Origin of the sequence: Helicobacter sp. 11-8110, assembly GCF_003288905.1 — a bacterium.
GTDB lineage: Bacteria > Campylobacterota > Campylobacteria > Campylobacterales > Helicobacteraceae > Helicobacter_D > Helicobacter_D colisuis.
This window is the reverse complement of sequence record NZ_NHYL01000001.1, coordinates 71,535-94,676: the sequence shown is the minus strand read 5'-3', so window position 1 is coordinate 94,676 and position 23,142 is coordinate 71,535. Positions and strand designations below refer to the sequence as shown.

Sequence of the window (23,142 nt, the reverse complement as noted above, 5' to 3'; positions counted from 1 at the left end):
GTATATTAAGAGATTCCAAGTTTCTTTTCAAGTTTTACGATTCGATCCCAAGTTTCAATCACAGAATCGGGATTTAATGAAATAGAAGTGATTCCATTTTCCACTAAAAACTCTGCAATTTCTGGATAATCACTAGGTGCTTGCCCACAGATTCCGCAATATTTATTATGTTTTTTACAAGCATCAATTGCCATTTTAAACATTTTAAGAAGCGCAGGATTTCTTTCATCAAAAACATGGCTAACAAGCTCTCCATCCCTATCAACACCCAAAGTCAATTGCGTAAGGTCATTTGAGCCAATTGAATAACCATCAAAAAGTTGCAAAAATTCATCTGCCATAATTACATTCACTGGCAATTCACACATAACATAAATTTCCAATCCATTTTCGCCTTGCACCAATCCATTTTTACGCATAATCTCTAAAACTCTTCTACCCTCTTCTGGAGTTCTAAGGAATGGAATCATAATTTTCATATTAGAAAATCCCATTTCATTACGCGCCATTGCTAAAGCTTGACATTCCCACTCAAAAGCTTGTCTGTATTGTTCAGAATAATACCGACTAGCGCCACGATAACCAAGCATAGGATTCTCTTCGTGTGGCTCATAGTCTTTCCCCCCTACCATACGACAATACTCATTAGATTTAAAATCGCTTGTCCTAACAATAACAGGCTTAGGGTAAAATGCCGCTGCAATCATTCCCACACCCTCAGCAATTTTCTTTACAAAGAAATCCTTAGGATTAGCATAACCAGACATAATCTCTTTTACGCCCTCAACACCATCAAATTCTTTATTTCCATTATGCAAATCCATTAGCGCAAGTGGATGAGCTTTAATATAGTTATTAATAATAAATTCCATTCTTGCAAGCCCAACACCATTATTTGGAATCATAGAAAAAGTAAAGGCTTTTTCAGGATTCCCAATATTCATATAGATTTTTGTCTTAGGTTGCTCTAATGAGCTTAAATCAACTTTTTCAACCTCATATTCATAGATTCCATTATAAACAAATCCATCTTCCCCTTCAGCACACGAAACCGTTACTTCCATACCAGTTTCTAGTTTTTCTGTTGCTCCAACTGCGCCAACAATCGCAGGCACTCCAATTTCTCTTGCCACAATAGCTGCATGACAAGTTCTACCCCCACGATTTGTAATCACAGCTGCTGCTTTTTTCATAGCAGGCTCCCAATCTGGATCAGTATTATCTGTTACAAGAATTTCACCTCTTTTTAACTCGCCCATATTAGCAATATTATCAATAACACGAATTTTTCCTGTTCCAATTTTTCCACCCACGGCTTTTCCACTTAGTAAAATCTCTTTTTCACTTTTATCTTTAAAGAAGTATTTTTCTAAAGTATTATTTTGTTTCTTCATTTTTTGGCTTTGCACCGTTTCGGGTCGCGCTTGGACAATAAAGATTTCACCGCTATTACCATCTTTTGCCCATTCCATATCCATAGGGCGGTATTCTCCTGCCTCTTTTGTATAATGTTTTTCAATCAAAACCGCATAACGCGCTAGAGTTAAAACCTCTTCATCACTCAAAGAAAAACTTTTAAGTTCTTCTTCTGTAGTTTCAATATTTTTAGTAGGATGTTTAGCGCCAGGTGCAGCATAGACCATTTTAATGTTTTTATACCCTAGTTGTCTTTTTAGAATCGGTCGTTTGCCTAACTCCAGAGCTGGTTTAAAAACATAAAATTCATCAGGATTCACAGTTCCACCTACAACATTCTCCCCAAGACCCCAAGCTGAAGTAATAAAAACTGCATCTCTAAAGCCAGTTTCTGTATCAATACTAAACATTACCCCAGAACTTCCCTTATCTGATCGCACCATTTTTTGCACCCCAACAGAAAGAGCGACTTTAAAATGATCAAATCCCCTAGAAGCACGATAGCTTACCGCTCTATCGGTAAAAAGTGATGCCATACAAGATTTAATATAATGAATAAGTTCAGTTTGTCCTTGAACGCTCAAATAAGTATCTTGCTGTCCTGCAAAAGAAGCATCAGGTAAATCCTCTGCTGTAGCCGAACTTCTTACTGCCACATCGGCTTCTTCCATATTATATTCTTGACTTAAAATCTTGTAAGCCTCCAAAATTTCTTCCCTTAAGTCCGCAGGTAATGGAGTGCCAAAAATCATATCGCGTATCTTTTTAGAACGCACATTTAAAACATCAATCTCTGTTACATCAATTCCCTCAAGTAATTCTTTGATTTTTTCTCGGATTCCACCACTATCTAATAAATACCAATACGCCTCACTTGTAATTGCAAAACCATTAGGCACTTTAATCCCCATAGGCACAAGCTCTTGAAACATTTCTCCGATACTTGCATTCTTACCGCCCACCACAGGCACATCTCTATTATTTAATTCCTTGAAAAACTTGATGTATTTCATTTTGTCTTTTCTCCTTAATTCCTTTTAGACCATTTTTTTAAAAAATACTCACTATTCTACTAAAAATAACTTTATCTCAATCTTAGTTTATCCATACTTTAAAGGACAATTTGATAAACTTCCATTTATAAAAGTTTTTTTTGTAAAAAATACTCACTTTAAAACAACTAAGGAAAAGGCATGGAAAATTTAGAAAAGATTCTAAGGCAACATAAACTTACCCAAGAAGACTATCAAAATATTCTCAATATCCTAAAAAGAGAGCCTAATTTGGTAGAAATTGGGATTTTTTCTGCTATGTGGAGCGAACATTGCAGCTATAAATCTAGCAAAATTTATCTCAATGGATTCCCCACACGCGCACCTTGGGTTATCCAAGGTCCAGGAGAAAATGCAGGAATTATTGATATTGGTGGGGGTTATGGGGCGGTTTTTAAAATGGAATCCCATAATCACCCTAGCTTTATTGAGCCTTATGCGGGCGCTGCCACGGGAGTTGGCGGAATCATGCGCGATATTTTTACTATGGGCGCTAGACCCGTTGCAAGTCTTAACTCTATTCGCTTTGGCAATATCGCCAAAAAAGATTCCACAGGGGCAAAACACCGCTATTTATTACGCGGAGTTGTCGCAGGAATTGGAGGTTATGGAAATTGTATGGGGGTGCCAACTATTGGTGGTGAAATGAGCTTTGAAGATTGCTATGAGGGCAATATTTTGGTTAATGCTTTCACTTTAGGAATTGTTAAAAATGATGAAATTTTCTATGGCAAGGCTGAAGGAATTGGGAATCCTGTTATTTATGTAGGTTCTAAAACTGGACGCGATGGTTTGGGTGGTGCGGTAATGAGCTCTGATAGCTTTAATGAAGATTCTAAATCTTTGCGTCCTACCGTGCAAGTGGGCGATCCATTTACTGAAAAACTACTTTTAGAAGCGTGTTTGGAATTATTTAAAAAAGATTTAATTGTTGGGATTCAAGATATGGGTGCAGCAGGACTTACAAGCTCTAGTTTTGAAATGGCAGGGCGTAGCGGAAGTGGTATGGTCATGCATCTTGATAAAGTCCCTACCCGCGAAGCCAATATGACACCTTATGAATTAATGCTAAGCGAATCGCAAGAGAGAATGTTGATTTGTGCTAAAAAAGGTTGCGAAAAAGAAATTTTAGAGATTTTTACAAAATGGGAATTAGACTGCGCTATTGTAGGTGAAGTTACTAATAGTGGAAAAATGGAACTATATTGGCATAATGAAAAATGCGCTGAAATCCCAATTGCTCCTTTGAGCGAAAAATCACCGATTCTTAAAAGACCTGTGAGTGAGAATCCAACTTATCTTGACAAAATAGAATCGCTTAATCAAGAAGCACTCCAAAAATTAGATTCTAATGAAATTTTTAAAACCCTCCTTCAAAGTCCTGATGTCAGCGATAAAGCTTGGGTTTATGAGCAATATGATAGCACAGTTCAAACTAATACTCTAACAAAAATTGGAAGTGGTGGCGCAAGTGCAATTAGGGTTAAAGAAAATGGCAAAGGAATAGCAATGAGCGTGGCTTGTCCTATCCGATTATGCTACCTTAATCCCAAAGAAGGTGCCAAACAAGCCGTTGCAAAAGTCGGTCGAGATATTGCTCTAAGAGGTGGAAGGGCTCTAGCTATTACAGATTGTCTAAACTTTGGAAATCCAGAAAATCCTGAAGTAATGTGGCAATTCAAGGAAGCTTGTGAGGGCATTAAAGAAGCTTGCAAAACTCTTAATACTCCTGTAGTTAGCGGAAATGTAAGCCTTTATAATCAAACTAATAATAGCGATATTTACCCCACTCCAAGTATTGCAGGAGTTGGAGTTATTGATGATATTTATCATCTCTTAGGCAGTGAGTTTAATCAAGAAGACACCGAAGTTTATTTGCTCAAATCTAAAAATACTACTCCACAATTTGGCGCTAGTCTTTTTGCAAAATACTTTGCCAATAGCATTAAAGGTGAAATTCCATCTATCAATCTTAACGATGAATTGTTTTTATGGAGTGTATTAGCTAGTGCAAAAGAGCGCGGAATCTTAAAAGTAGCTGTTGATATTTATCAAGGTGGATTAGCCATTGCTCTAGCTAAAGCTTGCATCAAGGGCAATATTGGTTGTAAAAGTGTTAAAGCCTTTGATAATCAAGCACTCTTTGGCGAATCCCCAACGCAAGTCTTAATTGCTCTAGATTCTAAAAATGTTTCAACTTTGCAAAATTTACTTGAAAACTCTAATTTGCATTTAGAAAAAATTGCGACATTAGGGGGTGAAAAGATTGAAATTGGCAATATTTCAATCACACTTAGTGAAGCCAAAAGAATCTATTTTGAAAGCTTTGATGATATCCTTCAAACTCTTTAGAAAAATTGCTCTTTTGGGGGCAATTTTATCTTATCCTGCTTTTTGTTTGGATTTAGCTAACTTTTATCAGCAAGTCCATACACAAAGCCTACAAAAAAACTATGTGAAATTTCGCGGAAGAAACCTTTTAAGCATTGATTCTTATCATCTTTTAAATCAAAAAGAAAAAATGGCAGTGCAATATTCCTTGGTTTTAATTCATGAAAAAATTGCATCTTTTATTTATTTTAATGAATTAAGTGGTATTGGAATCTCAACAAAAAGGAACTCTCATCTTCAATTTGATATTAAATATTATGAAACACTCAAAGATATTGGCATTGGAGGAGAATTTTACGCAATGTGTGTTTTACCCTTTTTTGACAAATGTATTTTATTAGGATATGAATCCTTTTAAAAAAGCTAGGATTTTTTCGCAGCCTGTTTTTTAATAAGATAAATCTTGCGATACAATTTTATAATATTACATTTCCACCATTCCTTACAAAACTCCAAAACAGCTTCACCTAGCTTGTAAGGAATGCTTTGTTTTTCTTTTAAAGCGTTTTGGTAATCCTCATATTGACAAAACATAGGTAATCTTAAATGGGGAGATATTTTACAGATTCTACGATATTCTCTTAGTTTTCTTTTATGCTTTAAAATCACTTGTGCTATTTTAAGGGGTAATTTTAGATATTTTATTTTGCTTGTTTGATAATAGCATTCCACAATCGCATAACCCACTTTATAAGCTAAGGAAAATCGCACTCTCTCATATCCATAAGTTGTCTTAGCAACAAATCCCTTTAAATAAGGCAAACCGCCTTGATTAAGCCAAACCTCATAATACTCACCCCATTCTCTCCATATTTGATGACAAAGCTGATTATTCCAAAATCGATTTTCTCTCCCATAAGAATGAATAAAATATGAATCATCATTAGCTATCCACAATACACTCCCTACATAATCTTTCCCCAAGTCCTTTACCTTAATACTTTTTTCAAATATTAACAAAGACAAAACCCCCTGATCATTAAGTCCCACTCCAATACTCTTTTGATAAACAAAAGCATAACATTCCGCAGGATTAATCAAAGAATCATTTACAAAGATAATCGGTGAGCGGTAGATTCTAAAATCCCTAAACTCTCCATTATAATTAGGATACACTTCCTTAAGCTGCTTTTTGCCTCTTTCTGCTGCTATTGTAATTCCTGATTCTTTAAGCTTAAGTAAATGCTCTAATCCCTTTAAAAGCAAAATATCAAAATCCAAATATAAAATATTTTCACATTCTTCTAAATATCTAAAAATTTCAAAACACGCATACACCATATGCGTCCAACGCCCCAAAAAACCCCTAGAGCAAGAAAAATCAATTTTTAAATTATTCTGATTGAATTTTTTAAAATTATCTAAAAAAGTTTGTTGTGTGAATTCACAAAAAACCACCTTGCTATCTTGAGCCAATCTTTCCATTGCCTCTTTATCTTTTGGGCTAAATCCATCATGAACAATATAAAAAACATCAACAAAACTACCCATTTTATCCTTAATGTTGGCAATCATAACACCTAAGGTAAAGCTTGAATCTTTTGTTGCTGCTAATAAAATCCCAAATTTGTGCTTTTTCATTCCTTCTCCAAAAGGTTGATTTTACTATATTTTTAAACATTTTTCAATTTTAAAGATTCCGTAAATGGAATATTTTTTAGAGCATAAATTCTGCTATAATTGCGCTCTTTTATAAATTCTTGAGGTTTTTAGGTGTTTTATCGAAGTTTTATTCAATCATTGCCTGTTTTAATGGGGTATTTACCCCTTGGAATTGCCTTTGGTATTTTATTTTCCAAAGAATTATCGCTTGATTGGTATTATGGTGTTTTAATTGCTATTTTGGTTTTTACAGGTGCTGGGCAATTTTTACTTGTTTCTCTTATTGCTTCTTATGCTGGATTCCTAGAAATAGCCATTGCTTCTTTTTTATTAAATATTCGTCATCTCTTTTATTCCCTTGCTATTACCAATGAAATCAAAAACTTTGGAATCACCAAATATTATATTCTCTTTGGCTTAACTGATGAGACTTTTGCAGTCTTAAAAGCCAATAAAGCCGCCTTTAATCTCTCTTTAAAAGAGCTAGAACAAAGTTATTTTTACATTACTTTTTTTGATCATTGCTACTGGGTTTTGGGGTGTGGAATCGGGATTTTTCTAGGAAATACTTTAGGATTTAAGCCAGATGGTGTAGAATTTGCACTAACAGCTCTTTTTAGCGTTTTAACTCTTTCGCTTCTACAAAATTCTCCTAATAAAAAACCTTTTTATATAGGCTTATCATTAGGCATCATAGGACTTATCATTTTCCCTAGTCAATATTTTTTGCTCCTTAGCATTTTTTGTGGAATCTTTATTTTGCTCTTTGGCAGAAAATGGATAGAAAATGCAAGATAATTTTGATACATTTTATCTCATCGGCGCTATTTTAGCAGCTACCATTGGGACAGCCCTTACAAGATTATTGCCTTTTTTTATTTTCAAAAATGCAACAAATAATAAGCTTTTAAAATACCTGCAAGATACAATGCCGCTTTTTATTATGACACTCCTTATTTTTTTTAGTTTGCTTAACACTCCTTGGAGTGAAACCTATGGGCTTTATGAACTTGGTGGAATTTTTTCTGCAATTTTATGTTTTTTATGGTTTAAAAATTCAGTTTTTAGTATATTTACAGGAATTATTTTTTATATTTTTCTTACAAGGATTTTTTAATGGTTAAGGTTTATGGAATCAAAAATTGTGGTAGCGTTAAAAAAGCTTTAAATTTCTTAGAGCAAAAAAAGATTCCCTATGAATTTATTGACTTTAAAAAAACTCCACCTAATAAAGAAACACTTGGAAAATGGCTCCAAAGTGTCCCACTTAAAATACTTTTTAACACTAAAGGCACCACTTACAAAAAACTTTCCCTAAAGGATAAGAATCTTAGCGAAGAAGAGATTAAAGAATATCTAATCAAAGAACCCAATTTAATCAAACGCCCAGTTGTTGAAGCTAATCATCAAGTTATTGTGGGTTTTAAAGAAGAAGAATATGAGGAATTTAAATGGTGAGATTTCTCACTTTTATCTTTTTTCTAGCTCTGCTTTATGGCTGCGCTTCAAAACTAACCAAGCTTGAATTACCCAAGCAAGATTTACAGTCATATATTTCTAATGAATCACTTGAAGCACTCAAGCCTCCCTCCACAAAAAATCTTAAAAATAAATATTTACAGCAGTTTTTCTCCCCTTTTAGCAAAATTCCAAAAAATGATTCTATTCAAGCTCAATGGGGATTGCAACAAGCCTTAACAAATTTAGGTTATGGTGAGAATCTACTACCCTATTCTTTATCAGAAATCGAGGAATTAGCCAAAGAAGCAAACTTTGAAAACTTTCCTAGCTTAAAACAACCTGCCATTATAACTAAATCTAGCAATCTTAGGGTTTTGCCCACTAATAAACCAAGATTCTTTAACCCCAAAACAGCAGGAGAAGGCTTTCCTTTTGATTATTGGCAAAATTCTTATATTTACTTAGGGACGCCCATTCTCATCACTCATTATTCTAAGTCCAAAAAATGGGCTTTTGTTGAGAGTGGCTTTGTTAGCGGATGGATAGAAGTGCTTAATATTGCAATTTTAAATCAAAAGCAAACTCAAGAACTTAGGCAAACTCAAGAATTTTTAGTAGCTAAAAAAGATAATATTCCCATTTATAACACCCACCAAGAATTTTTAGAAACAGCTCGTATTGGCATGTTACTTCCTTTGCTTGGAAGCACAAAAAAAGCTTATGAGAGTTTCATTTTTACACGCACACAAAGGGGTTATGCCAAAAAAATAAAAATTCATCTCCACAGCCAGGATTTTACTAGATTTCCCATGCCTTTTTCCTCAAAAAATTACGCTTCCCTTGCTCAAAATCTTATGGGTGAGAAATATGGTTGGGGTGGAATGTTTGGGAATCGCGATTGTTCAATGTTTCTAAGGGATACTCTTGGTAATTTTGGATTCTATCTCCAAAGAAACTCACAAGCTCAGATTCTCCCAAATAATTTAAATAAATCTCTTTATTTTGATTTAAGCCAAATGAATCCTAATCAAAAAAAGCTTTTTATCCAAAACAACGCCATTCCTTTTGCTACTTTGCTTGGAATGAAAGGGCATATTATGCTTTATGTGGGAAGTTTTGGTGGAGAGATTTTTGTATTGCATGATATTTGGGGCTTAAAAACACTTCAAAATGGAGAAGAAGGCAGGAGTATTATTGGTAAAATTGCCCTTACTCCACTAAACATTGGCGAAAATACCAAGGGAATCAATCAAAATACATTATTAATTAAACGCATTTATGGAATGAGAAATCTATTTGATAAGGCTAATTATGCAAAATAGTAACTCTCACAAAATAATTGAGTATAAAAATGTTAATTTTTCTTTCACCAAAGAACGAATCTTGTATAATGTGGATTGGACAATTTATGAAGGTGATTTTTGGGCTATTATTGGACCAAATGGTGGTGGAAAAAGCACACTAGCGCGCCTTTTAATAGGGTTATTAAAGCCAACAGAAGGCAAGATTATTAAAAGCCCTATATTACGCGTTGGCTATGTCCCACAAAACACTTTTTTAAATCGTCATTTTCCCATATCAACTCTAGAAGTTGTTATGATGGGATTTTTAAAACCAGGATTTTTGGGAGGATTCTTACCCAAAAACGCAAGAAAGCTTGCTTTAGAACTTTTAGAGCAGTTCCATTTGGAAGCTTATGCTCATAAAAAAATCGGAGAACTCTCCGGCGGACAAAGACAAAGGGTTTTAATTGCAAGAGCATTGTGTGGAAATCCAAATTTTTTGGTCTTAGATGAGCCAACAGCCAGTGTAGATCAAAAAAATCAAAGAGAAATTTATGATTTATTGCAAAAAATCAATAAAGAAAAGACTATAATTATAATTAGTCATGATATTTCAATTTTATTAGGCTATGCCAAAAAGGTTTTATATGTTAATCGCGAGGTTACAGAGCACGAACTTCCAAAAATAAGCGATCAAAGTATCCAAGAACATTTTTGTGAAGTGGAAATGTTATTGCAATCTCAATATTCCCAAAATCTAAATTTAGGAGGTCGTTTATGAAACAAACTTATGATGTCGCCATTATTGGGGCTGGTATTTCAGGTAGTGCGCTTTTTTATGCACTCACACATTATACGAATTTAAAAAAGGTCGTTTTGCTAGAGAAATATTCTCAACCAGCAACATTAAGCTCAAGTGGAAATAATAACTCACAAACTATTCATGCAGGAGATATTGAAACCAACTACACTTTTGAAAAAGCAAAAAAAGTCTCTAGGGGTGCAAAGCTACTTGTCTCTTACGCTTTTCATCATCAATTGCAAAACAAAAGTATTTTTGAATACCAAAAAATGGCTATTGGTGTGGGCGAAAAAGAAGTTGAGTTTATGACAAAACGACACGAAGAGTTTAAAGAAATCTATCCTGAATTGGAATTTTTTAACAAAGAAACACTTAAGCAAATCGAGCCAAATGTAATCAAAATGCTTGATGGTAGCGATAGACCTGAACCTGTTGTTGGATCTGGAATAAGAAAAAGCTTCTGTGCTATGAATTTCTGTGCTACTGCCACCCATATGATAGAACAAAGTATTTTTGGTGAACACAAAGCACTTTTTAATCACAAAGTTACCAAAATCATTCGACAAGGCGATGGTGCTTACACGATACAATCACAAGGACAAGAGCCCATCACAGCCTCTTTTGTGTTAGTTAATGCTGGTGCGCATTCTTTGCTTTTAGCTCAAAATATGGGTTATGGATTAGATTTAGGTTGCTTACCTGTATCTGGAAGTTTTTATTTTATTCCTGGAAATAAACTTCAAGGTAAAGTTTATACAGTCCAAAATCCAAAACTTCCTTTTGCGGCTATCCATGGAGATCCTGATGTGGTAGCACAGGGCAAAAACAGATTAGGACCAACTGCCCTTGCATTGCCAAAGCTAGAACGCTTTAAAAGCGGAACTTTCGTTGATTTTCTAAAATCTTTTGGCTTTGGAAGTTCCACTACAAAAATTATGTGGGATTTGCTTTCTGATAGTGAAATCCGAAATTATATTCTTAGAAATTTTATCTACGAGATTCCAAGCATTGGAAAAAAATACTTTTGGGAAGAAGCCAAAAAAATTATCCCCTCTATTCAATTACATGAATTGTCTTACGCATCTGGATTTGGTGGAATCCGCCCACAAGTTTTAGACAAAATACAAAAAAAGCTTATTTTGGGTGAGAAAAAAATCAAGAGTAATCAAGGTATTACCTTTAATATGACACCAAGCCCTGGAGCTACAAGCTGTCTAAGAAACGCTTTGATTGATATGTTAGAAATCACAGAATATCTTAAAGCTGAAATTAAAATGGATAAAATCAAAGAAGAATTAAACGAAGAAGATTTAGGATGGTTGATTGACTGAAATCTTGGAGTATAGCTTCATACAAAATGCTATTATTGGTGCTTTTTTTACAAGCATTATTTGTGGCATTATAGGCACACTTGCAGTAACCAACAGAATGGTTTTTATCTCTGGTGGAATCGCCCATAGCATTTATGGTGGTGTGGGGATTGCTGCTTTTTGGGGATTGCCTATTTTACTAGGTGCGACACTTTTTAGTGTCTTTTGTGCGATTATTCTTGCTTATATGTTACTTTATGCCAAAGAGAGATTAGATGCACTTGTGGGATCGCTTTGGGCATTTGGAATGGCTTTAGGGATTATTCTTGTAGAACTAACTCCTGGTTATAATAAAGATTTTATGGGGTATTTATTTGGGAGCGTTTTAAGTATTACCCATAATGATATTCAATATATGGTTATTTTTGCTTGTTTTCTTATTCTCTTTATTGCGCTAAATTACCGCGTAATTATCGGAATCTCTTATGATAGTGAATTTACACAACTCCAAGGAATCCATACTCATATTTTTAGCATAGTCTTAATGATATTAATCGCCATTGGAATTGTGATTACTATGCGCTCTGTAGGAATTATTTTAATCATCGCACTTCTAAGCATTCCTGCTTATTGTAGCGAAATTTTAACCAACTCCTTAGTTAAAATGATGCTTGTTTCTAGTCTTATTTCTTTTGTTTGCATACTCGGCGGTATTAGTGTTTCTTATTTTTATGACTTTCAAGCAGGTGCTAGTATTGTGATTTTACTTTCACTTTTTTCTTTTATATTAGCACTTGTTTATTATGTTTTAAACAAATTCTATCCCAAAAAGGATCTTTAAAATGGAAAACTTAAATAAAGAAATCAATCATTCTAACAAAACCGCCACAAAAGCTGTCAAAATTGCTCTTGTGTGCTGCGTGATAACTATCATTTTTGCAACACTTAGCTTATGGGTTTTACTCAATCAAATCACAGCTACTGCCAATCTAAGTAAAAATCAAAAAATACTTGAACAAAAAATACTTGCACTAGAAAAACAGCAAAAACAATAGGTTTTTTTGGAACAAAAAATGCTTTAGTCCTTTAAAATTTAAAAGGAGTTTCAATGTTAACATCTGTTAATCCCTATGGAATAGGAAATATCTACTCACAAAAACCAACTTCACTTCCAAAAGAAGCAGAAGTAAAATCGCAAGTGCAAACAACACAAGAAACACAAGAATTACCCAATCTCTCCAAAGAAGCTTTAGAAATACGCAAATTTAGCGATGGAATCAAAGGCGCTAATGAAATGATTGGGGCAATGCAGATTGCCGATATTACTCTAAATGCTTTAAGCGCAAAAGCTAAAGATATGGAAATCAATACAACAAACCTTGATACTCTTGATTCTGTGGCAAAAGCAGCGCAATTCAAAAACGAACCACTCTTTGGAAAAGAATTAACACTTAATCTTGCAGGTGAAAATGTCTCTCTCTCCCTACCTTTGCCAAGCCAAATTAACAAAGAAGATTCTTTAGTGGAAAGTTTATCGCAAAAACACAATGAAATTGGCGAAAAAATGTCAAAAATCAGCTCACTTATAGAAAAAGCAAGTCTTCCACTTGGTGGCGCTACACAAAATTACGATTTTGAAAACTTTGATTCTAATTCTTTTAAGAGTCTTTTTAGATAGTAATATGAGGAGTTTTAATCCTCATATTCTAAACTTATTTGTGCTCATTCTTTCTTTCTGTCATTTTCTCTTTTAAAAGATTATCCAATACAGAGACTACATTATCTGAAGCCACTTCACCCTCTTTAATAAATTTAATTATCTCACTACCTTTTTGCAATCCTGATTCTTTAAAAATATCTAAAGCCGCTCTAAAGGAATCATGAACTCCAGAATGTGGAGATTCTAAACTAGCATAACTACCTAATTGACTAAAATATTCTTTTCCAATTCCTGCATCATACCATTTCCCCAAACGACATTCACGATGTGTGGCTAATTCTATTTCTTTGTTATCTTCAATAATTGCTTTGTAACTATTGATCTTAAAAAGCAAGTGATCGAGTTTTACTAATGCAATAAAAGTTGTATCTAAAACATTTGCCACATCTTCTCGAACTGCCATTGAAGTTTGACCTATCTCTGCAAATTTCAAAACTTCTCCATTCACATTATCCATATCGCTAACGATTTCTTCTGTAGAACTCTGCACCTCTGAGAAATTTTGGCGTAAAACTTGAATATTCATTTCAATCTCTTTTGTTGCTTTTTGAGCTCTCTCTGCAAGTTTTCTTACCTCATCTGCTACAACTGCAAATCCTCTACCATGCTCACCTGCCCTTGCTGCTTCAATAGCTGCATTAAGCGCTAAGAGATTAGTCTGATCGCTAACATCTGTAATTAGATTAATTACATTAGTAATCGAATCCAAATCCTGATAAACTTGAGCAATCATCATCTGGAAGCTATTAAACTTCTCTACCACACTTGATATGGTCCCACCAATTAATTCTTCAAGCGATTGTGTTTGTTTGTAATTTTGAAACGAGATTTTTTCTGATTCTTGTAACATCTCCACAGAATTTGAAAAATCATCTTGCAATATCTTAAGATTTTTTGCGCAAGATTGTGTCATCATTCCAAACATTTCATTAAAAACTTCACTCTTTTCTTCATCTTTTTGTGGTTTCCCTAGAGCTTTTTGGTATTCTTCATTTTTTAAACTACAATGATGCAATGCTTTTTCTAACTGCTCTATTTTGCGCTTAAGATCACTATTCTCTGCTACTAATTCCTTCTCCCTTTTAGAACTCCCAAACATCCTATACTCCTTTTTTAAATTTTTAGTTACCCCTTAGAAAATCAATTATCCACTAATCAAGAAAAGTAATCACCTCTTCTTTGCTAAAACGCGCTTTTTGTGAAATTGCTTTATTTTCATATTCTCCCACGATCAACATAATAGAACTTCGTTCTTTTGTGGTATCTAGCTTTAAATAACAATCCAAAGCCTTAGAATCAAATCCACCAACAATACACGATCCAAGCCCAATAGCACAAGCAGCATTAGCAAGATTCCCCAAAGCCAAATAAGTTTGCTCTTTAGCATAATGCAATTTTTCATCTTCATTCATGCTTTCAATAAAAGGCTTATAGAGATTGATACGCTTTTGTAGTTCTTCTTCTTTCATTCCTCTTGCTTGAAGTTTAGGAATAAAATATTCTTCAAAATCTAATCTAGCTAAAATAATTATAATAGCTCCACATTTTTTAACATGCCCTTGATAATTAGCTATCTTTGAAATTTCCTCTTTTTTATTAGAATCCTGCACCACCAAAAACTTCCAAGGCTCTAATCCCAAAGAACTCGGTGATAATCTCCCAGCTTCCAAGATATACTCTAAATCTTCTCTCTTTAAAAGACTTTCTTTGAATTCTCTGCAAGAGTATCTCTGATTTATAATTTTACTAAAAGCTTCTTTTTGCATATTTACTCTTTTGATTTTTAAGATAGCAATAAAAATTTCTGCGCTTTTTCTCTAGAAATAAAAGGCTTAGCCTCTCTTTCATTCCCTTCAAATCGAACCTTATAGGTCTGATTAGCTTCAGTCTTACCATACACTAACGCTAAAGCAATCGCCATTTCTTTATCCTCCTTTGTTGAATTTTTTTCTACCAATGCCAAAGGTCCAACACAATCTATCAATTCAATCTTACTCATTTTGGGATGCTCAAAAGAGAGTTTATGATTCTCCTCCTCATTTCTAGCAACAATACAACGCCCTCCATCAGGTAAAACAAAATAGCGTCCATATTTTACCATTTCCATATCTTCAAACACAATTTCTCTATGAGATTTTAAATCTTTGATTTTATTAGCAATAGAAATTTCAGTCAAAAGACAACCACCGCCAGGCTTTGCAAAGTTTTTAATCCCATATTCTTCTACCATCTTAAGCTGTCTCTCTCTACCTCTGCCGTGAATATCAAGCAACTTCTCTCTATCAATCCAACCTTTTTGTTCAGGAATGGTAATAGGTAATAGCTTAGCACTCATAGGACGCACTACCAATCCTTGTGCATTGCAAAGTTTTTCTACTTGCAAAAGTGCTTCAGCTCTTTGACTTTTGGGGCGTTGCCCCAAAACTTCTCCACTAATAACAAAACTTGCCCCCTCACTCTCCAACATAGAAAATGCGTGTGAAAACATATTTCCATGACAATCAATACAAGGATTAAAATATTTACCATAACCATATTTAGGCTCAAATAAAACTTCATCAAAAAATTGCCTTTTAATATCCACTACTTTTAAAGGCACTTCAATTTGATCTAAAATAGCCCTCAAAGCCTCACTTTTATCATTCTTTCCGATAAATCCTATATCAAAATGCAAAGCCAACACTTCAATGCCCATATCTTTGATAATTTTAATGGCTAATAAACTATCTAAACCACCGCTAAAAAGCGCCAAAGCCTTCATAAACGATCAAGTCTCCTTTTTTTAAATTATCTAAATATTTTTGGTATTTCCGTATTAAAAACGACTTTTCCCTTAAAGAAAGCTGTTTTTTGCTGATTACCTTTTGTTTTTGTTCTTCATAGTATTGGTATAGAATCATAATCATTTGTTGCTTTAATTTTTCTTTGTCTTGAGCTTTAATCTTATTGTCTAGCAAAATTCGAATCAAGCTAGGGTCTTTTAACTCTCCTTTTAAAAGCTTCAAATAAGCTTCCTTTTGGTTTAAAAACATTGCAGGTTCTAAAAAATCCATCACAAATTCTAAAAGATTCATATCCTCTAGCACACTTTTAATAATCGCCTTTTCTGCTAAATCAAAGCTCTCTTCACCTCTAATTGGCTCTTTTACCTGCTTTTTTTGATTATTTCTTTTGATTTTTATTAGATGACTAGGTAGTTTTAATCTCTGCGCCAAAAAACCCTTATAATCTTCTTGAATCACCAAAGAAAAATGCTGCAAATAACCCAAAGCTTCTTGCAAACATTTGTCTTTTTGAAGTGGATTATCCAAATCATATTTCTTTATAATCCCCTCAAGCACGAAATCAATAAAAGGAATCGAAGATAAAAAAAGTTCTTTTAATCTTGCAATATCTCCATTTTTTACCATATCAGCAGGATCTAAACCTCCATCAAATAGCACAACACCACCCTCTTTGTTAGCCAAAGACAATAAAGAAGCTGCTTTAAAAGCCGCATTCATTCCCGCATTATCACCATCATAGGCAAGAATCACTTTTGGATTTCCTTTAGAAAGCAGTGGCAAATGCTCTTTAGTTAAAGCCGTCCCAAGTGTAGCTACTGCGTTTGTAAAACCCGCTTGATGCAGCATGATAACATCTAAATATCCCTCTGTTACAATCACTTCTTCTTTTTTGTAAATTGTCTCTTTGGCTTGTGGATATCCATAGAGAATCTGTGATTTATTAAAAAGCTTAGTTTGTGGAGAGTTAATGTATTTTGCTGGATGATTCCCCAAAGTGCGCCCACCAAAGCCCACAATCTTATTTTGTGGTGAGCGAATAGGAAAAATCAACCTTTGTGTAAGCCTAGCATAATACCGCTTCGCTCCATTTTCATTATCCGCACCCAAAATGCCTAGATTCAAAGCTTCTTGAATATTAATAGAATATTTTTGGAGTGTAGTCATAATCTCATAATTTTGACCTGCATATCCAAGCTCAAATTTTTGTTGCGTGGGCAATGTGATTCCGCGCGATTGAATGTATGACTCCACTTCTTTTGTAAGTGAGTCTTGATAATACTCTTTCATAAATTCCATGATTCTATAAGAATCTTCTTGAAAAGAGTTTTTATCTTTCTCATAGGTTAGTGTAAAGTTGTAAAGTTGTGCTAGTTTTTCTATAGCTTCTTTGTAATTAAGCTTTTCATATTGCATCACAAAAGCGATACTATCTCCACTTGCCCCACAACCAAAGCAATGGTAAAAACCTTTATTTTGATTTACAACAAAACTAGGAGTTTTTTCTTGATGAAAGGGACAACAAGCTTTAAAAGTAGCCCCTATTTTCTTTAATTCAATATAATGCGAAACCACTTCAATAATATCAAGCTGATTTTTTAATGCTTCAATGCTTTGCTCTGCAATCACAATTTTTCCTAGTCCTTAAGAGAGTATCAAATTTTACTAAACTTTTTCTAAATTCCCCTTATAAGTTTTGCTATAATTCTTGCAAGATTATTTTATTCTTATTATTCTTACGAGGTTTAGTTTGGATTTTTTAGAAAATATTGATTATCACGATCCATTATTTGGGATTGTTATTTTAATCTTTGGCATTGGAATTATTAGTCTTTTTGCTTATTATTGGAATTATATCATCAGCAAAAAACAACATAAATCCCTTGCTAAATTTATGGAGAGTTTTGATTATATTGGCTTTGATAAAGAAATCAAAGAATTCCTAGCTCTTAGCCAAAACCCAATCCCTTCTATTCTTTTTATGGCAAATATGTATCAAAAAGGTGCTAACTATGAAAAAGCCATTCGCCTTTATACAACTTTACTAGATCACATTAAAAACCCCATTGATAAAATTCCCATTTTAGAATCGCTTGGAAATATTTATTATAAAGCAGGATTTCCCCTAAGGGCTAAAGAGATTTATTTGGAAATTTTACACCATTATCCACGCTCCCAAAAGATTCTCAAATCCCTTATTAAAATCTATGAAGATTTGAATCTCTACAAAGAAGCCCTAGAAGCCCTAGATTGCCTAGAAGAAATTGAAGGTGGCACAACCCTGCATCGACATTATTTAGAAGTCAAGATTCTAATCTTTCACAAAGATGACAATCAAGATAAAATCAAAAAAATTCTAATGCTTTTTCAAAAAGAACCCAAACTCTCACGAATCATACTCTCTTTTTTAAAAGACTTTCACCCTGCCCTATTTTGGGAAAATATCCAAAATCTTAATTCGACAAATCTTTTAGAAATACTAGATATTTTATGGAATTGCAATCCAAATGAACTCCCAACTAGCCCTATTAAAAACAAACTACTCCAAAATATTTTAGAAGCCAAAGGATTTTACCCAACCACTGATAACAAAAAAGAGAGTTTTGAGCTAGAAGTGCTTTCACTTTTAAATAAGAACAAAAATTACACTGGGGATTTAAAATTCACCTATCATTGCACAGCTTGTAAAGCCAATATGCCATTACCTTTTGAAACTTGTCCGCATTGTGGCACATTGCTAAGTGCTAAGACTATTATTACCTTAAAGCAAAAACAAGATGAAACGCGTTACTCTCTTTTGTGATGGATCTTCTTTGGGGAATCCAGGCTATGGTGGCTGGTGTGGAATCTTGCGCTACAAAGACAAAGAAAAAATTATCAAAGGTAGTGCAGAAAATGCCACCAATAACCAAATGGAATTATCCGCCCTTATCTTTAGTTTAAAAGCTCTCAAAGAACCTTGCGAGGTTTTAGTGATTAGTGATTCAAAATATGTCTTAGACGGGCTTTCTAAATGGCTTCCTAACTGGATTATTAAAAATTTTAAAAATGTCAAAAATCCAGAACTTTGGAAGCAATATCTAGAAGTTTCAAAACTTCACAAAATTCAAGTGGCGTGGGTAAAAGGACATAATGGACACAAAGAAAATGAACTTTGTGATAAAATTGCTAAAGAAGAAGCATTAAAACTTAAAAATCAAAAGGAATAAAAGTGAATTTAAATGATTTTCAGCGATATTTAGGCTATCACTTCTCCAATCAAAACCTGCTCCAAGAAGCTCTCACTCACAAGAGTGCTAAAAAATCGACCCATAATGAGCGATTGGAATTTTTAGGCGATGCTGTTTTGGATTTGATTATTGGAGAATTTTTATACAAAAAGTTCCCCCATTCTCCTGAAGGTGAACTCTCCAAAATGCGCGCTTCAATGGTCAATGAAAAAGCATTTGCAAAAATTGCAAGGCATTTAAATATCGGAGAATGTCTTTATATCTCACATTCTGAAGAACAAAACAATGGCAGAGAAAAAGATTCAATTCTCTCTAATGCCTTTGAGGCAATTGTGGGGGCAATTTATCTAGAAAGTGGCTTAGAAAAAGTGCAAACTATTGTTTTGAAAATTTTAGATATTTTATACCCAAAAATTGATTTAGAAAATCTTTTTTATGATTATAAGACAAGCTTACAAGAACTTACCCAAGCCTTATTTGGAATCACGCCAGAATATGTGGTGCTTGATTCTAAAGGTCCTGATCATAATAAAGAGTTTCTTATGGGAGTTTTTATTCAAAACAAAGAATACGCAAAAGCCAAAGGAAAAAGCAAAAAAGAAGCCCAGCAAAATTGCGCCAAAATTGCACTTAAAATTTTAAAGGATAAACAATGAATACTTTTGGGGAAGCCCTTAAACTAACAACTTTTGGCGAAAGCCACGGAGCAGGGATTGGGGGTGTGCTTGATGGACTTCCAGCAGGCTTAACCATTGATGAAGACTTTATTGCTCAAGAGATGCAAAGGCGGCAAGGGGGAAGAAATTTGTTTTCTACTCAAAGAAAAGAAGCTGATAAAGTTCAGATTCTAAGTGGAGTTTTTGAAGGCAAAACAACAGGCACTCCCCTTGGTTTTTTCATTCACAATAGTGCTAATAAAAGTAGTGATTATGCTAATATAAAAGATATTTTTCGTCCCGGACATGCAGATTTTACCTATTTCCATAAATATGGAATCAGAGATTATCGCGGTGGCGGAAGATCAAGCGCAAGAGAAACTTCTGCTAGGGTAGCAGCGGGAGCGATTGCCAAATGCCTTTTAAACGAGTTTGGAATCACGCTAAGAAGTGGAATTTTTAGCATAGGGGAGATAGAATGTCAAAGAATTGATTTTAATTTTGCCAAAGAGAGTGAAATTTTTTCTTTAGACAAAGATAAGGAAGAATCTCAAAAAGAAGCAATCTTAAGGGCTAAAAACTCGCACGATAGCATTGGGGGGGTGGCATTAGTTAGCGCTATTAATGTCCCTATTGGACTTGGAGAACCACTTTATTACAAACTTGATTCAGCTATTGGGGCTTTAATGCTTGGTTTAAATGGTGTTAAGGCTGTAGAGATTGGTAGCGGAACTAAAGCCTCAAAAATGCAAGGCTCACTTCATAATGATTCTATCGCACCAAATGGCTTTTCTAGCAATCATAGTGGCGGAATCTTAGGCGGAATAAGTAATGGTGAGGAAATCTACTTTAAAGTACATTTTAAACCTACACCAAGCATTTTTATACCTCAAGAAACCATTAATATCCAAAATAAAAAACACATTTGCGCAATCAAAGGACGCCACGATCCTTGCATTGCCATTCGTGGTAGCGTTGTGTGTGAATCAATGCTAGCCTTGATTCTAGCAGATATGCTACTTTTAAACGCCACTTCCAAGCTAGAAAACCTTAAAAAAATCTATTAATGCCAAAAGCACTCCTTTTTGCAGACAAAAAATTTGGAATTGGACTAGGGCATTTTAGCCGTTGCAATGCACTTTTAGAGATTCTAAAAAGTAATGGATTTGAAGCTTACTTGCTTGATGCTAGTCTTTTGGATTTGGAGTTAAAAAAATGCGATTTAATTGTTATTGATTCTTATGTTTTAGAGCTAGAATCTTACCAAAAAGCAACCACCTTTGCCACACATTGCTTATTTTTTGATGACACCTTGCGTTTGCCCTACCCTAATGCAATTTTACTAAACAACGCTCCTAATGCTCAAAAAACGCTTTATCAATCTCATTATCCAAACCACACACTTCTCTTAGGTGGAGATTATCGACTTCTTCAAAAGCCCTTTTTGCAAAAGCTCAACACTACACCCATTAAATCTCCACACCCAAAAATAAAAAAGATTCTAGTTACACTAGGCGGTGAAGATATTTTAAATCTTACTAATTTTATTATAGAAACACTAACAACATATAATCCCAATTATGAAATCCACTATATCCACAAAAACACCAAACTCACTAGCCAAGCAAAAGGATATTATGGATTAACACAAGAAGAAATGGCAGATTTATTTTACAAAATGGATCTTTGCATTTGTGCTTGCGGGCAAACTTTAATGGAAATCATTGCTTCTCAAACCCCAAGAATCGCACTAGAAATCGCCCCCAACCAAAATGCCAATCTCACAAGCTATGCCAAAGCGATTTTACCCATACAAGAAGTATGGAATCTAAACCACAATTCTCTTAAATCGCAACTTCTTAGTCATTTAAAAGCCATTGAAAACCCAAACTTACAAGCACAACAAATCTTACAAGGAATCGCGATTTTAAACCAATCTACAAAATGGGATTCATTTTTACAAAATTTAAAAAATCTTTATACTTTATCAAGCTAAAATCCTATATAATAGCCTAGATTTCACTCTTAAAGACACAAAAATGCAAAGACAAACTTGGACTAATCACATCACTTATATTCTAACTATTGCAGGTGCCACTATTGGCTTTGGGGCGACTTGGAGATTCCCCTATCTTGTGGGGGAAAATGGTGGTGGCGCTTATGTGCTTATCTTTATTCTTGCGATGATTTTAGTTGGAATCCCTATTATCTTAGTTGAAAATGTGATTGGCAGAATGGCACACAAAAACTCTATTGATGCCTTTGAAGAGAACACAAACAAAAGTGCGTGGAAAATCATAGGCTATATGGGAGCCATAGGTGCTTTTGGAATCTTGGCTTATTATATGGTGCTTGGGGGTTGGGTTATTGCTTATATTGCTAATATTTTTACTTCCTTTTTTGGGGATATTGGACTTAATCTATCAAGCCCCATTACAAAAGAAATCACTTCAGAATTCTATTCTCAAAATATAGAAAATTCACCTTGGTTAATCGGCTTTTACACTTTAATCTTTGTTGTCATAAACTACATTATTCTTAAAAAAGGCATTATTGATGGAATTGAAAGATCTGTTAAGTGGCTTATGCCACTTTTATTATTATGTCTTTTGGGAATGATAGCGCGCAATATTACACTAGAAAACGCAATGGAGGGGATTAAATTCTATCTCATTCCTGATTTTTCTGCCATTACACCAAAGCTCTTTTTGTATGTTTTGGGACAAGTTTTCTTTGCACTTTCTCTTGGATTTGGGGTTATGATTACACTTTCTTCTCACCTTAGAAAAGATGAAAAACTTGTCAAAACCGCTTGCATTACTGGAATTATTAATACACTTGTGGCAATCCTAGCAGGTTTTATTATCTTTCCATCACTCTTTAGTGTTGGGTTAGCTCCTGATTCTGGACCTTCACTAGTTTTTAAAAGCCTTCCCATTGCATTTTCACATATGGTTTTTGGCGGTTTCTTTGCAATTGTATTTTTTGTTTTGTTGCTAATTGCAGCACTTACAACTTCATTGACCATTTATCAAGTTATCATTAGTATTTTAGAAGAGAAATTTAAACTCTCGCACAATAAAGCAGTTAGCTTTACACTAATAGCAGTTTTTATTTTGGGGAATCTTCCTTGTATTCTTGCTTATGGACCTTGGAGTGATATTATCATTTTTGGCAGAAATATCTTTGACAATTTTGATTTTATCAGCGGAAATATATTCTTTGTGCTTACTGCTTTGGGTTCTGTTATATATGTTGGCTGGGTTTTAGATAAAAGTGCGATTAAAGAAATCAATAATCACTCTTCCAAATCCTCACTTTTTAGTCTTATTTGGTTTTATTACATCAAATACATCATACCACCCATTATTCTTGCAATTTTTATTGGCGGATTTGTGATAAAAATTTGATTTTATAGGCAAAGATATTTACAAAT

The 23,142-nt window shown here is 34.2% G+C and carries 23 protein-coding genes; 17 read left to right on the top strand and 6 right to left on the bottom strand.

What is annotated here, in order from left to right; translation table 11 throughout:
* Positions 1 to 5 precede the first annotated feature (5 nt).
* Positions 6 to 2,429, bottom strand: a complete 2,424-nt coding sequence (gene ppsA / locus CCY98_RS00455) for a pyruvate, water dikinase (protein ID WP_112056648.1) — start codon at positions 2,427 to 2,429, stop codon at positions 6 to 8.
* Between the two features lie 180 nt (positions 2,430 to 2,609).
* Between ppsA and purL the strand changes: the two genes are divergently transcribed.
* Positions 2,610 to 4,820 (top strand): phosphoribosylformylglycinamidine synthase subunit PurL, encoded by a 2,211-nt coding sequence (gene purL / locus CCY98_RS00450; protein WP_112056647.1) that lies wholly within the window; start codon positions 2,610 to 2,612, stop codon positions 4,818 to 4,820.
* Positions 4,786 to 5,217: a hypothetical protein gene (locus CCY98_RS00445; RefSeq protein WP_258437716.1), complete on the top strand. Its 432-nt coding sequence runs from the start codon at positions 4,786 to 4,788 to the stop codon at positions 5,215 to 5,217. Before purL ends, CCY98_RS00445 begins: the two co-directional genes overlap by 35 nt.
* 5 nt (positions 5,218 to 5,222) lie before the next feature.
* Here CCY98_RS00445 and CCY98_RS00440 read toward each other — a convergent pair whose 3' ends face one another.
* Positions 5,223 to 6,440, bottom strand: a complete 1,218-nt coding sequence (locus CCY98_RS00440; protein WP_112056646.1) for a glycosyltransferase — start codon at positions 6,438 to 6,440, stop codon at positions 5,223 to 5,225.
* Between the two features lie 132 nt (positions 6,441 to 6,572).
* Here CCY98_RS00440 and CCY98_RS00435 point away from each other — a divergent pair, with 132 nt between their 5' ends.
* Genes CCY98_RS00435 through CCY98_RS00395 form a run of 9 tightly spaced genes read left to right on the top strand, consistent with a single transcriptional unit; the run spans position 6,573 to position 12,995 of the window.
* A complete protein-coding gene (locus tag CCY98_RS00435) occupies positions 6,573 to 7,259 on the top strand; it encodes an AzlC family ABC transporter permease (protein WP_112056645.1) in 687 nt (228 codons plus the stop codon).
* Positions 7,249 to 7,578 (top strand): AzlD domain-containing protein, encoded by a 330-nt coding sequence (locus CCY98_RS00430; protein WP_112056644.1) that lies wholly within the window; start codon positions 7,249 to 7,251, stop codon positions 7,576 to 7,578. The genes CCY98_RS00435 and CCY98_RS00430 overlap by 11 nt, the downstream gene beginning before the upstream one ends.
* Complete coding sequence (locus tag CCY98_RS00425; protein WP_112056643.1) at positions 7,578 to 7,919, top strand: Spx/MgsR family RNA polymerase-binding regulatory protein; 342 nt, start codon at positions 7,578 to 7,580, stop codon at positions 7,917 to 7,919. Before CCY98_RS00430 ends, CCY98_RS00425 begins: the two co-directional genes overlap by 1 nt.
* On the top strand, positions 7,913 to 9,244 hold the full coding sequence (locus CCY98_RS00420; RefSeq protein ID WP_112056642.1) for an SH3 domain-containing C40 family peptidase: 1,332 nt from the start codon (positions 7,913 to 7,915) through the stop codon (positions 9,242 to 9,244). The genes CCY98_RS00425 and CCY98_RS00420 overlap by 7 nt, the downstream gene beginning before the upstream one ends.
* Entirely contained in the window at positions 9,234 to 9,986 is a 753-nt protein-coding gene (locus CCY98_RS00415; RefSeq protein ID WP_112056641.1) for a metal ABC transporter ATP-binding protein, read from the top strand. Before CCY98_RS00420 ends, CCY98_RS00415 begins: the two co-directional genes overlap by 11 nt.
* Positions 9,983 to 11,338, top strand: coding sequence for an FAD-dependent oxidoreductase (locus CCY98_RS00410; RefSeq protein ID WP_112056640.1), 1,356 nt, complete (start codon positions 9,983 to 9,985; stop codon positions 11,336 to 11,338). The genes CCY98_RS00415 and CCY98_RS00410 overlap by 4 nt, the downstream gene beginning before the upstream one ends.
* A complete protein-coding gene (locus CCY98_RS00405) occupies positions 11,331 to 12,158 on the top strand; it encodes a metal ABC transporter permease (protein ID WP_112056639.1) in 828 nt (275 codons plus the stop codon). The genes CCY98_RS00410 and CCY98_RS00405 overlap by 8 nt, the downstream gene beginning before the upstream one ends.
* 1 nt (position 12,159) lies before the next feature.
* The gene (locus tag CCY98_RS00400; RefSeq protein ID WP_112056638.1) at positions 12,160 to 12,372 is read left to right on the top strand and encodes a DUF5408 family protein; all 213 of its coding nucleotides are present in this window, start codon (positions 12,160 to 12,162) and stop codon (positions 12,370 to 12,372) included.
* 53 nt (positions 12,373 to 12,425) lie between these two features.
* Positions 12,426 to 12,995, top strand: coding sequence for a flagellar FLiS export co-chaperone (locus tag CCY98_RS00395; RefSeq protein WP_112056637.1), 570 nt, complete (start codon positions 12,426 to 12,428; stop codon positions 12,993 to 12,995).
* A gap of 34 nt (positions 12,996 to 13,029) precedes the next feature.
* Here the strand turns inward: CCY98_RS00395 and CCY98_RS00390 are convergent, their stop codons facing one another.
* From CCY98_RS00390 to dnaG, 4 genes are read right to left on the bottom strand one after another with little or no spacing between them, the layout of a single operon-like run.
* Positions 13,030 to 14,136, bottom strand: a complete 1,107-nt coding sequence (locus CCY98_RS00390) for a methyl-accepting chemotaxis protein (protein ID WP_112056636.1) — start codon at positions 14,134 to 14,136, stop codon at positions 13,030 to 13,032.
* Positions 14,137 to 14,188: 52 nt separating this feature from the next.
* On the bottom strand, positions 14,189 to 14,803 hold the full coding sequence (locus tag CCY98_RS00385; RefSeq protein WP_112056635.1) for a nitroreductase family protein: 615 nt from the start codon (positions 14,801 to 14,803) through the stop codon (positions 14,189 to 14,191).
* Between the two features lie 17 nt (positions 14,804 to 14,820).
* Positions 14,821 to 15,798, bottom strand: coding sequence for a 7-cyano-7-deazaguanine synthase (locus CCY98_RS00380; protein ID WP_112056634.1), 978 nt, complete (start codon positions 15,796 to 15,798; stop codon positions 14,821 to 14,823).
* On the bottom strand, positions 15,776 to 17,449 hold the full coding sequence (gene dnaG / locus CCY98_RS00375) for a DNA primase (RefSeq protein ID WP_112056633.1): 1,674 nt from the start codon (positions 17,447 to 17,449) through the stop codon (positions 15,776 to 15,778). The genes CCY98_RS00380 and dnaG overlap by 23 nt, the downstream gene beginning before the upstream one ends.
* Before the next feature lie 121 nt (positions 17,450 to 17,570).
* Here dnaG and CCY98_RS00370 point away from each other — a divergent pair, with 121 nt between their 5' ends.
* From CCY98_RS00370 to CCY98_RS00345, 6 genes are read left to right on the top strand one after another with little or no spacing between them, the layout of a single operon-like run.
* Entirely contained in the window at positions 17,571 to 18,623 is a 1,053-nt protein-coding gene (locus CCY98_RS00370; RefSeq protein ID WP_112056632.1) for a tetratricopeptide repeat protein, read from the top strand.
* Positions 18,598 to 19,029, top strand: a complete 432-nt coding sequence (gene rnhA / locus CCY98_RS00365; RefSeq protein ID WP_112056631.1) for a ribonuclease HI — start codon at positions 18,598 to 18,600, stop codon at positions 19,027 to 19,029. The genes CCY98_RS00370 and rnhA overlap by 26 nt, the downstream gene beginning before the upstream one ends.
* A 2-nt stretch (positions 19,030 to 19,031) precedes the next feature.
* Positions 19,032 to 19,706 (top strand): ribonuclease III, encoded by a 675-nt coding sequence (rnc, locus tag CCY98_RS00360; protein WP_112056630.1) that lies wholly within the window; start codon positions 19,032 to 19,034, stop codon positions 19,704 to 19,706.
* Positions 19,703 to 20,773 carry a chorismate synthase gene (aroC, locus tag CCY98_RS00355; RefSeq protein ID WP_112056629.1) on the top strand — a complete coding sequence of 357 codons (1,071 nt, stop codon included), beginning with the start codon at positions 19,703 to 19,705 and terminating at the stop codon, positions 20,771 to 20,773. Before rnc ends, aroC begins: the two co-directional genes overlap by 4 nt.
* Entirely contained in the window at positions 20,773 to 21,702 is a 930-nt protein-coding gene (locus CCY98_RS00350) for a hypothetical protein (protein WP_112056628.1), read from the top strand. The genes aroC and CCY98_RS00350 overlap by 1 nt, the downstream gene beginning before the upstream one ends.
* A 43-nt stretch (positions 21,703 to 21,745) precedes the next feature.
* Positions 21,746 to 23,116 (top strand): sodium-dependent transporter, encoded by a 1,371-nt coding sequence (locus CCY98_RS00345; RefSeq protein WP_112056627.1) that lies wholly within the window; start codon positions 21,746 to 21,748, stop codon positions 23,114 to 23,116.
* The last annotated feature ends 26 nt before the right edge of the window (positions 23,117 to 23,142 follow it).

What these genes read in the sequence shown, in the direction of transcription:
- ppsA (WP_112056648.1), bottom strand. Translation starts at nt 2,429, where the DNA reads ATGAAATACATCAAGTTTTTCAAGGAATTAAATAATAGAGATGTGCCT.
- purL (WP_112056647.1), top strand. Translation starts at nt 2,610, where the DNA reads ATGGAAAATTTAGAAAAGATTCTAAGGCAACATAAACTTACCCAAGAA.
- CCY98_RS00440 (WP_112056646.1), bottom strand. Translation starts at nt 6,440, where the DNA reads ATGAAAAAGCACAAATTTGGGATTTTATTAGCAGCAACAAAAGATTCA.
- CCY98_RS00430 (WP_112056644.1), top strand. Translation starts at nt 7,249, where the DNA reads ATGCAAGATAATTTTGATACATTTTATCTCATCGGCGCTATTTTAGCA.
- CCY98_RS00425 (WP_112056643.1), top strand. Translation starts at nt 7,578, where the DNA reads ATGGTTAAGGTTTATGGAATCAAAAATTGTGGTAGCGTTAAAAAAGCT.
- CCY98_RS00420 (WP_112056642.1), top strand. Translation starts at nt 7,913, where the DNA reads ATGGTGAGATTTCTCACTTTTATCTTTTTTCTAGCTCTGCTTTATGGC.
- CCY98_RS00415 (WP_112056641.1), top strand. Translation starts at nt 9,234, where the DNA reads ATGCAAAATAGTAACTCTCACAAAATAATTGAGTATAAAAATGTTAAT.
- CCY98_RS00410 (WP_112056640.1), top strand. Translation starts at nt 9,983, where the DNA reads ATGAAACAAACTTATGATGTCGCCATTATTGGGGCTGGTATTTCAGGT.
- CCY98_RS00400 (WP_112056638.1), top strand. Translation starts at nt 12,160, where the DNA reads ATGGAAAACTTAAATAAAGAAATCAATCATTCTAACAAAACCGCCACA.
- CCY98_RS00395 (WP_112056637.1), top strand. Translation starts at nt 12,426, where the DNA reads ATGTTAACATCTGTTAATCCCTATGGAATAGGAAATATCTACTCACAA.
- CCY98_RS00390 (WP_112056636.1), bottom strand. Translation starts at nt 14,136, where the DNA reads ATGTTTGGGAGTTCTAAAAGGGAGAAGGAATTAGTAGCAGAGAATAGT.
- CCY98_RS00385 (WP_112056635.1), bottom strand. Translation starts at nt 14,803, where the DNA reads ATGCAAAAAGAAGCTTTTAGTAAAATTATAAATCAGAGATACTCTTGC.
- CCY98_RS00380 (WP_112056634.1), bottom strand. Translation starts at nt 15,798, where the DNA reads ATGAAGGCTTTGGCGCTTTTTAGCGGTGGTTTAGATAGTTTATTAGCC.
- rnhA (WP_112056631.1), top strand. Translation starts at nt 18,598, where the DNA reads ATGAAACGCGTTACTCTCTTTTGTGATGGATCTTCTTTGGGGAATCCA.
- aroC (WP_112056629.1), top strand. Translation starts at nt 19,703, where the DNA reads ATGAATACTTTTGGGGAAGCCCTTAAACTAACAACTTTTGGCGAAAGC.
- CCY98_RS00350 (WP_112056628.1), top strand. Translation starts at nt 20,773, where the DNA reads ATGCCAAAAGCACTCCTTTTTGCAGACAAAAAATTTGGAATTGGACTA.
- CCY98_RS00345 (WP_112056627.1), top strand. Translation starts at nt 21,746, where the DNA reads ATGCAAAGACAAACTTGGACTAATCACATCACTTATATTCTAACTATT.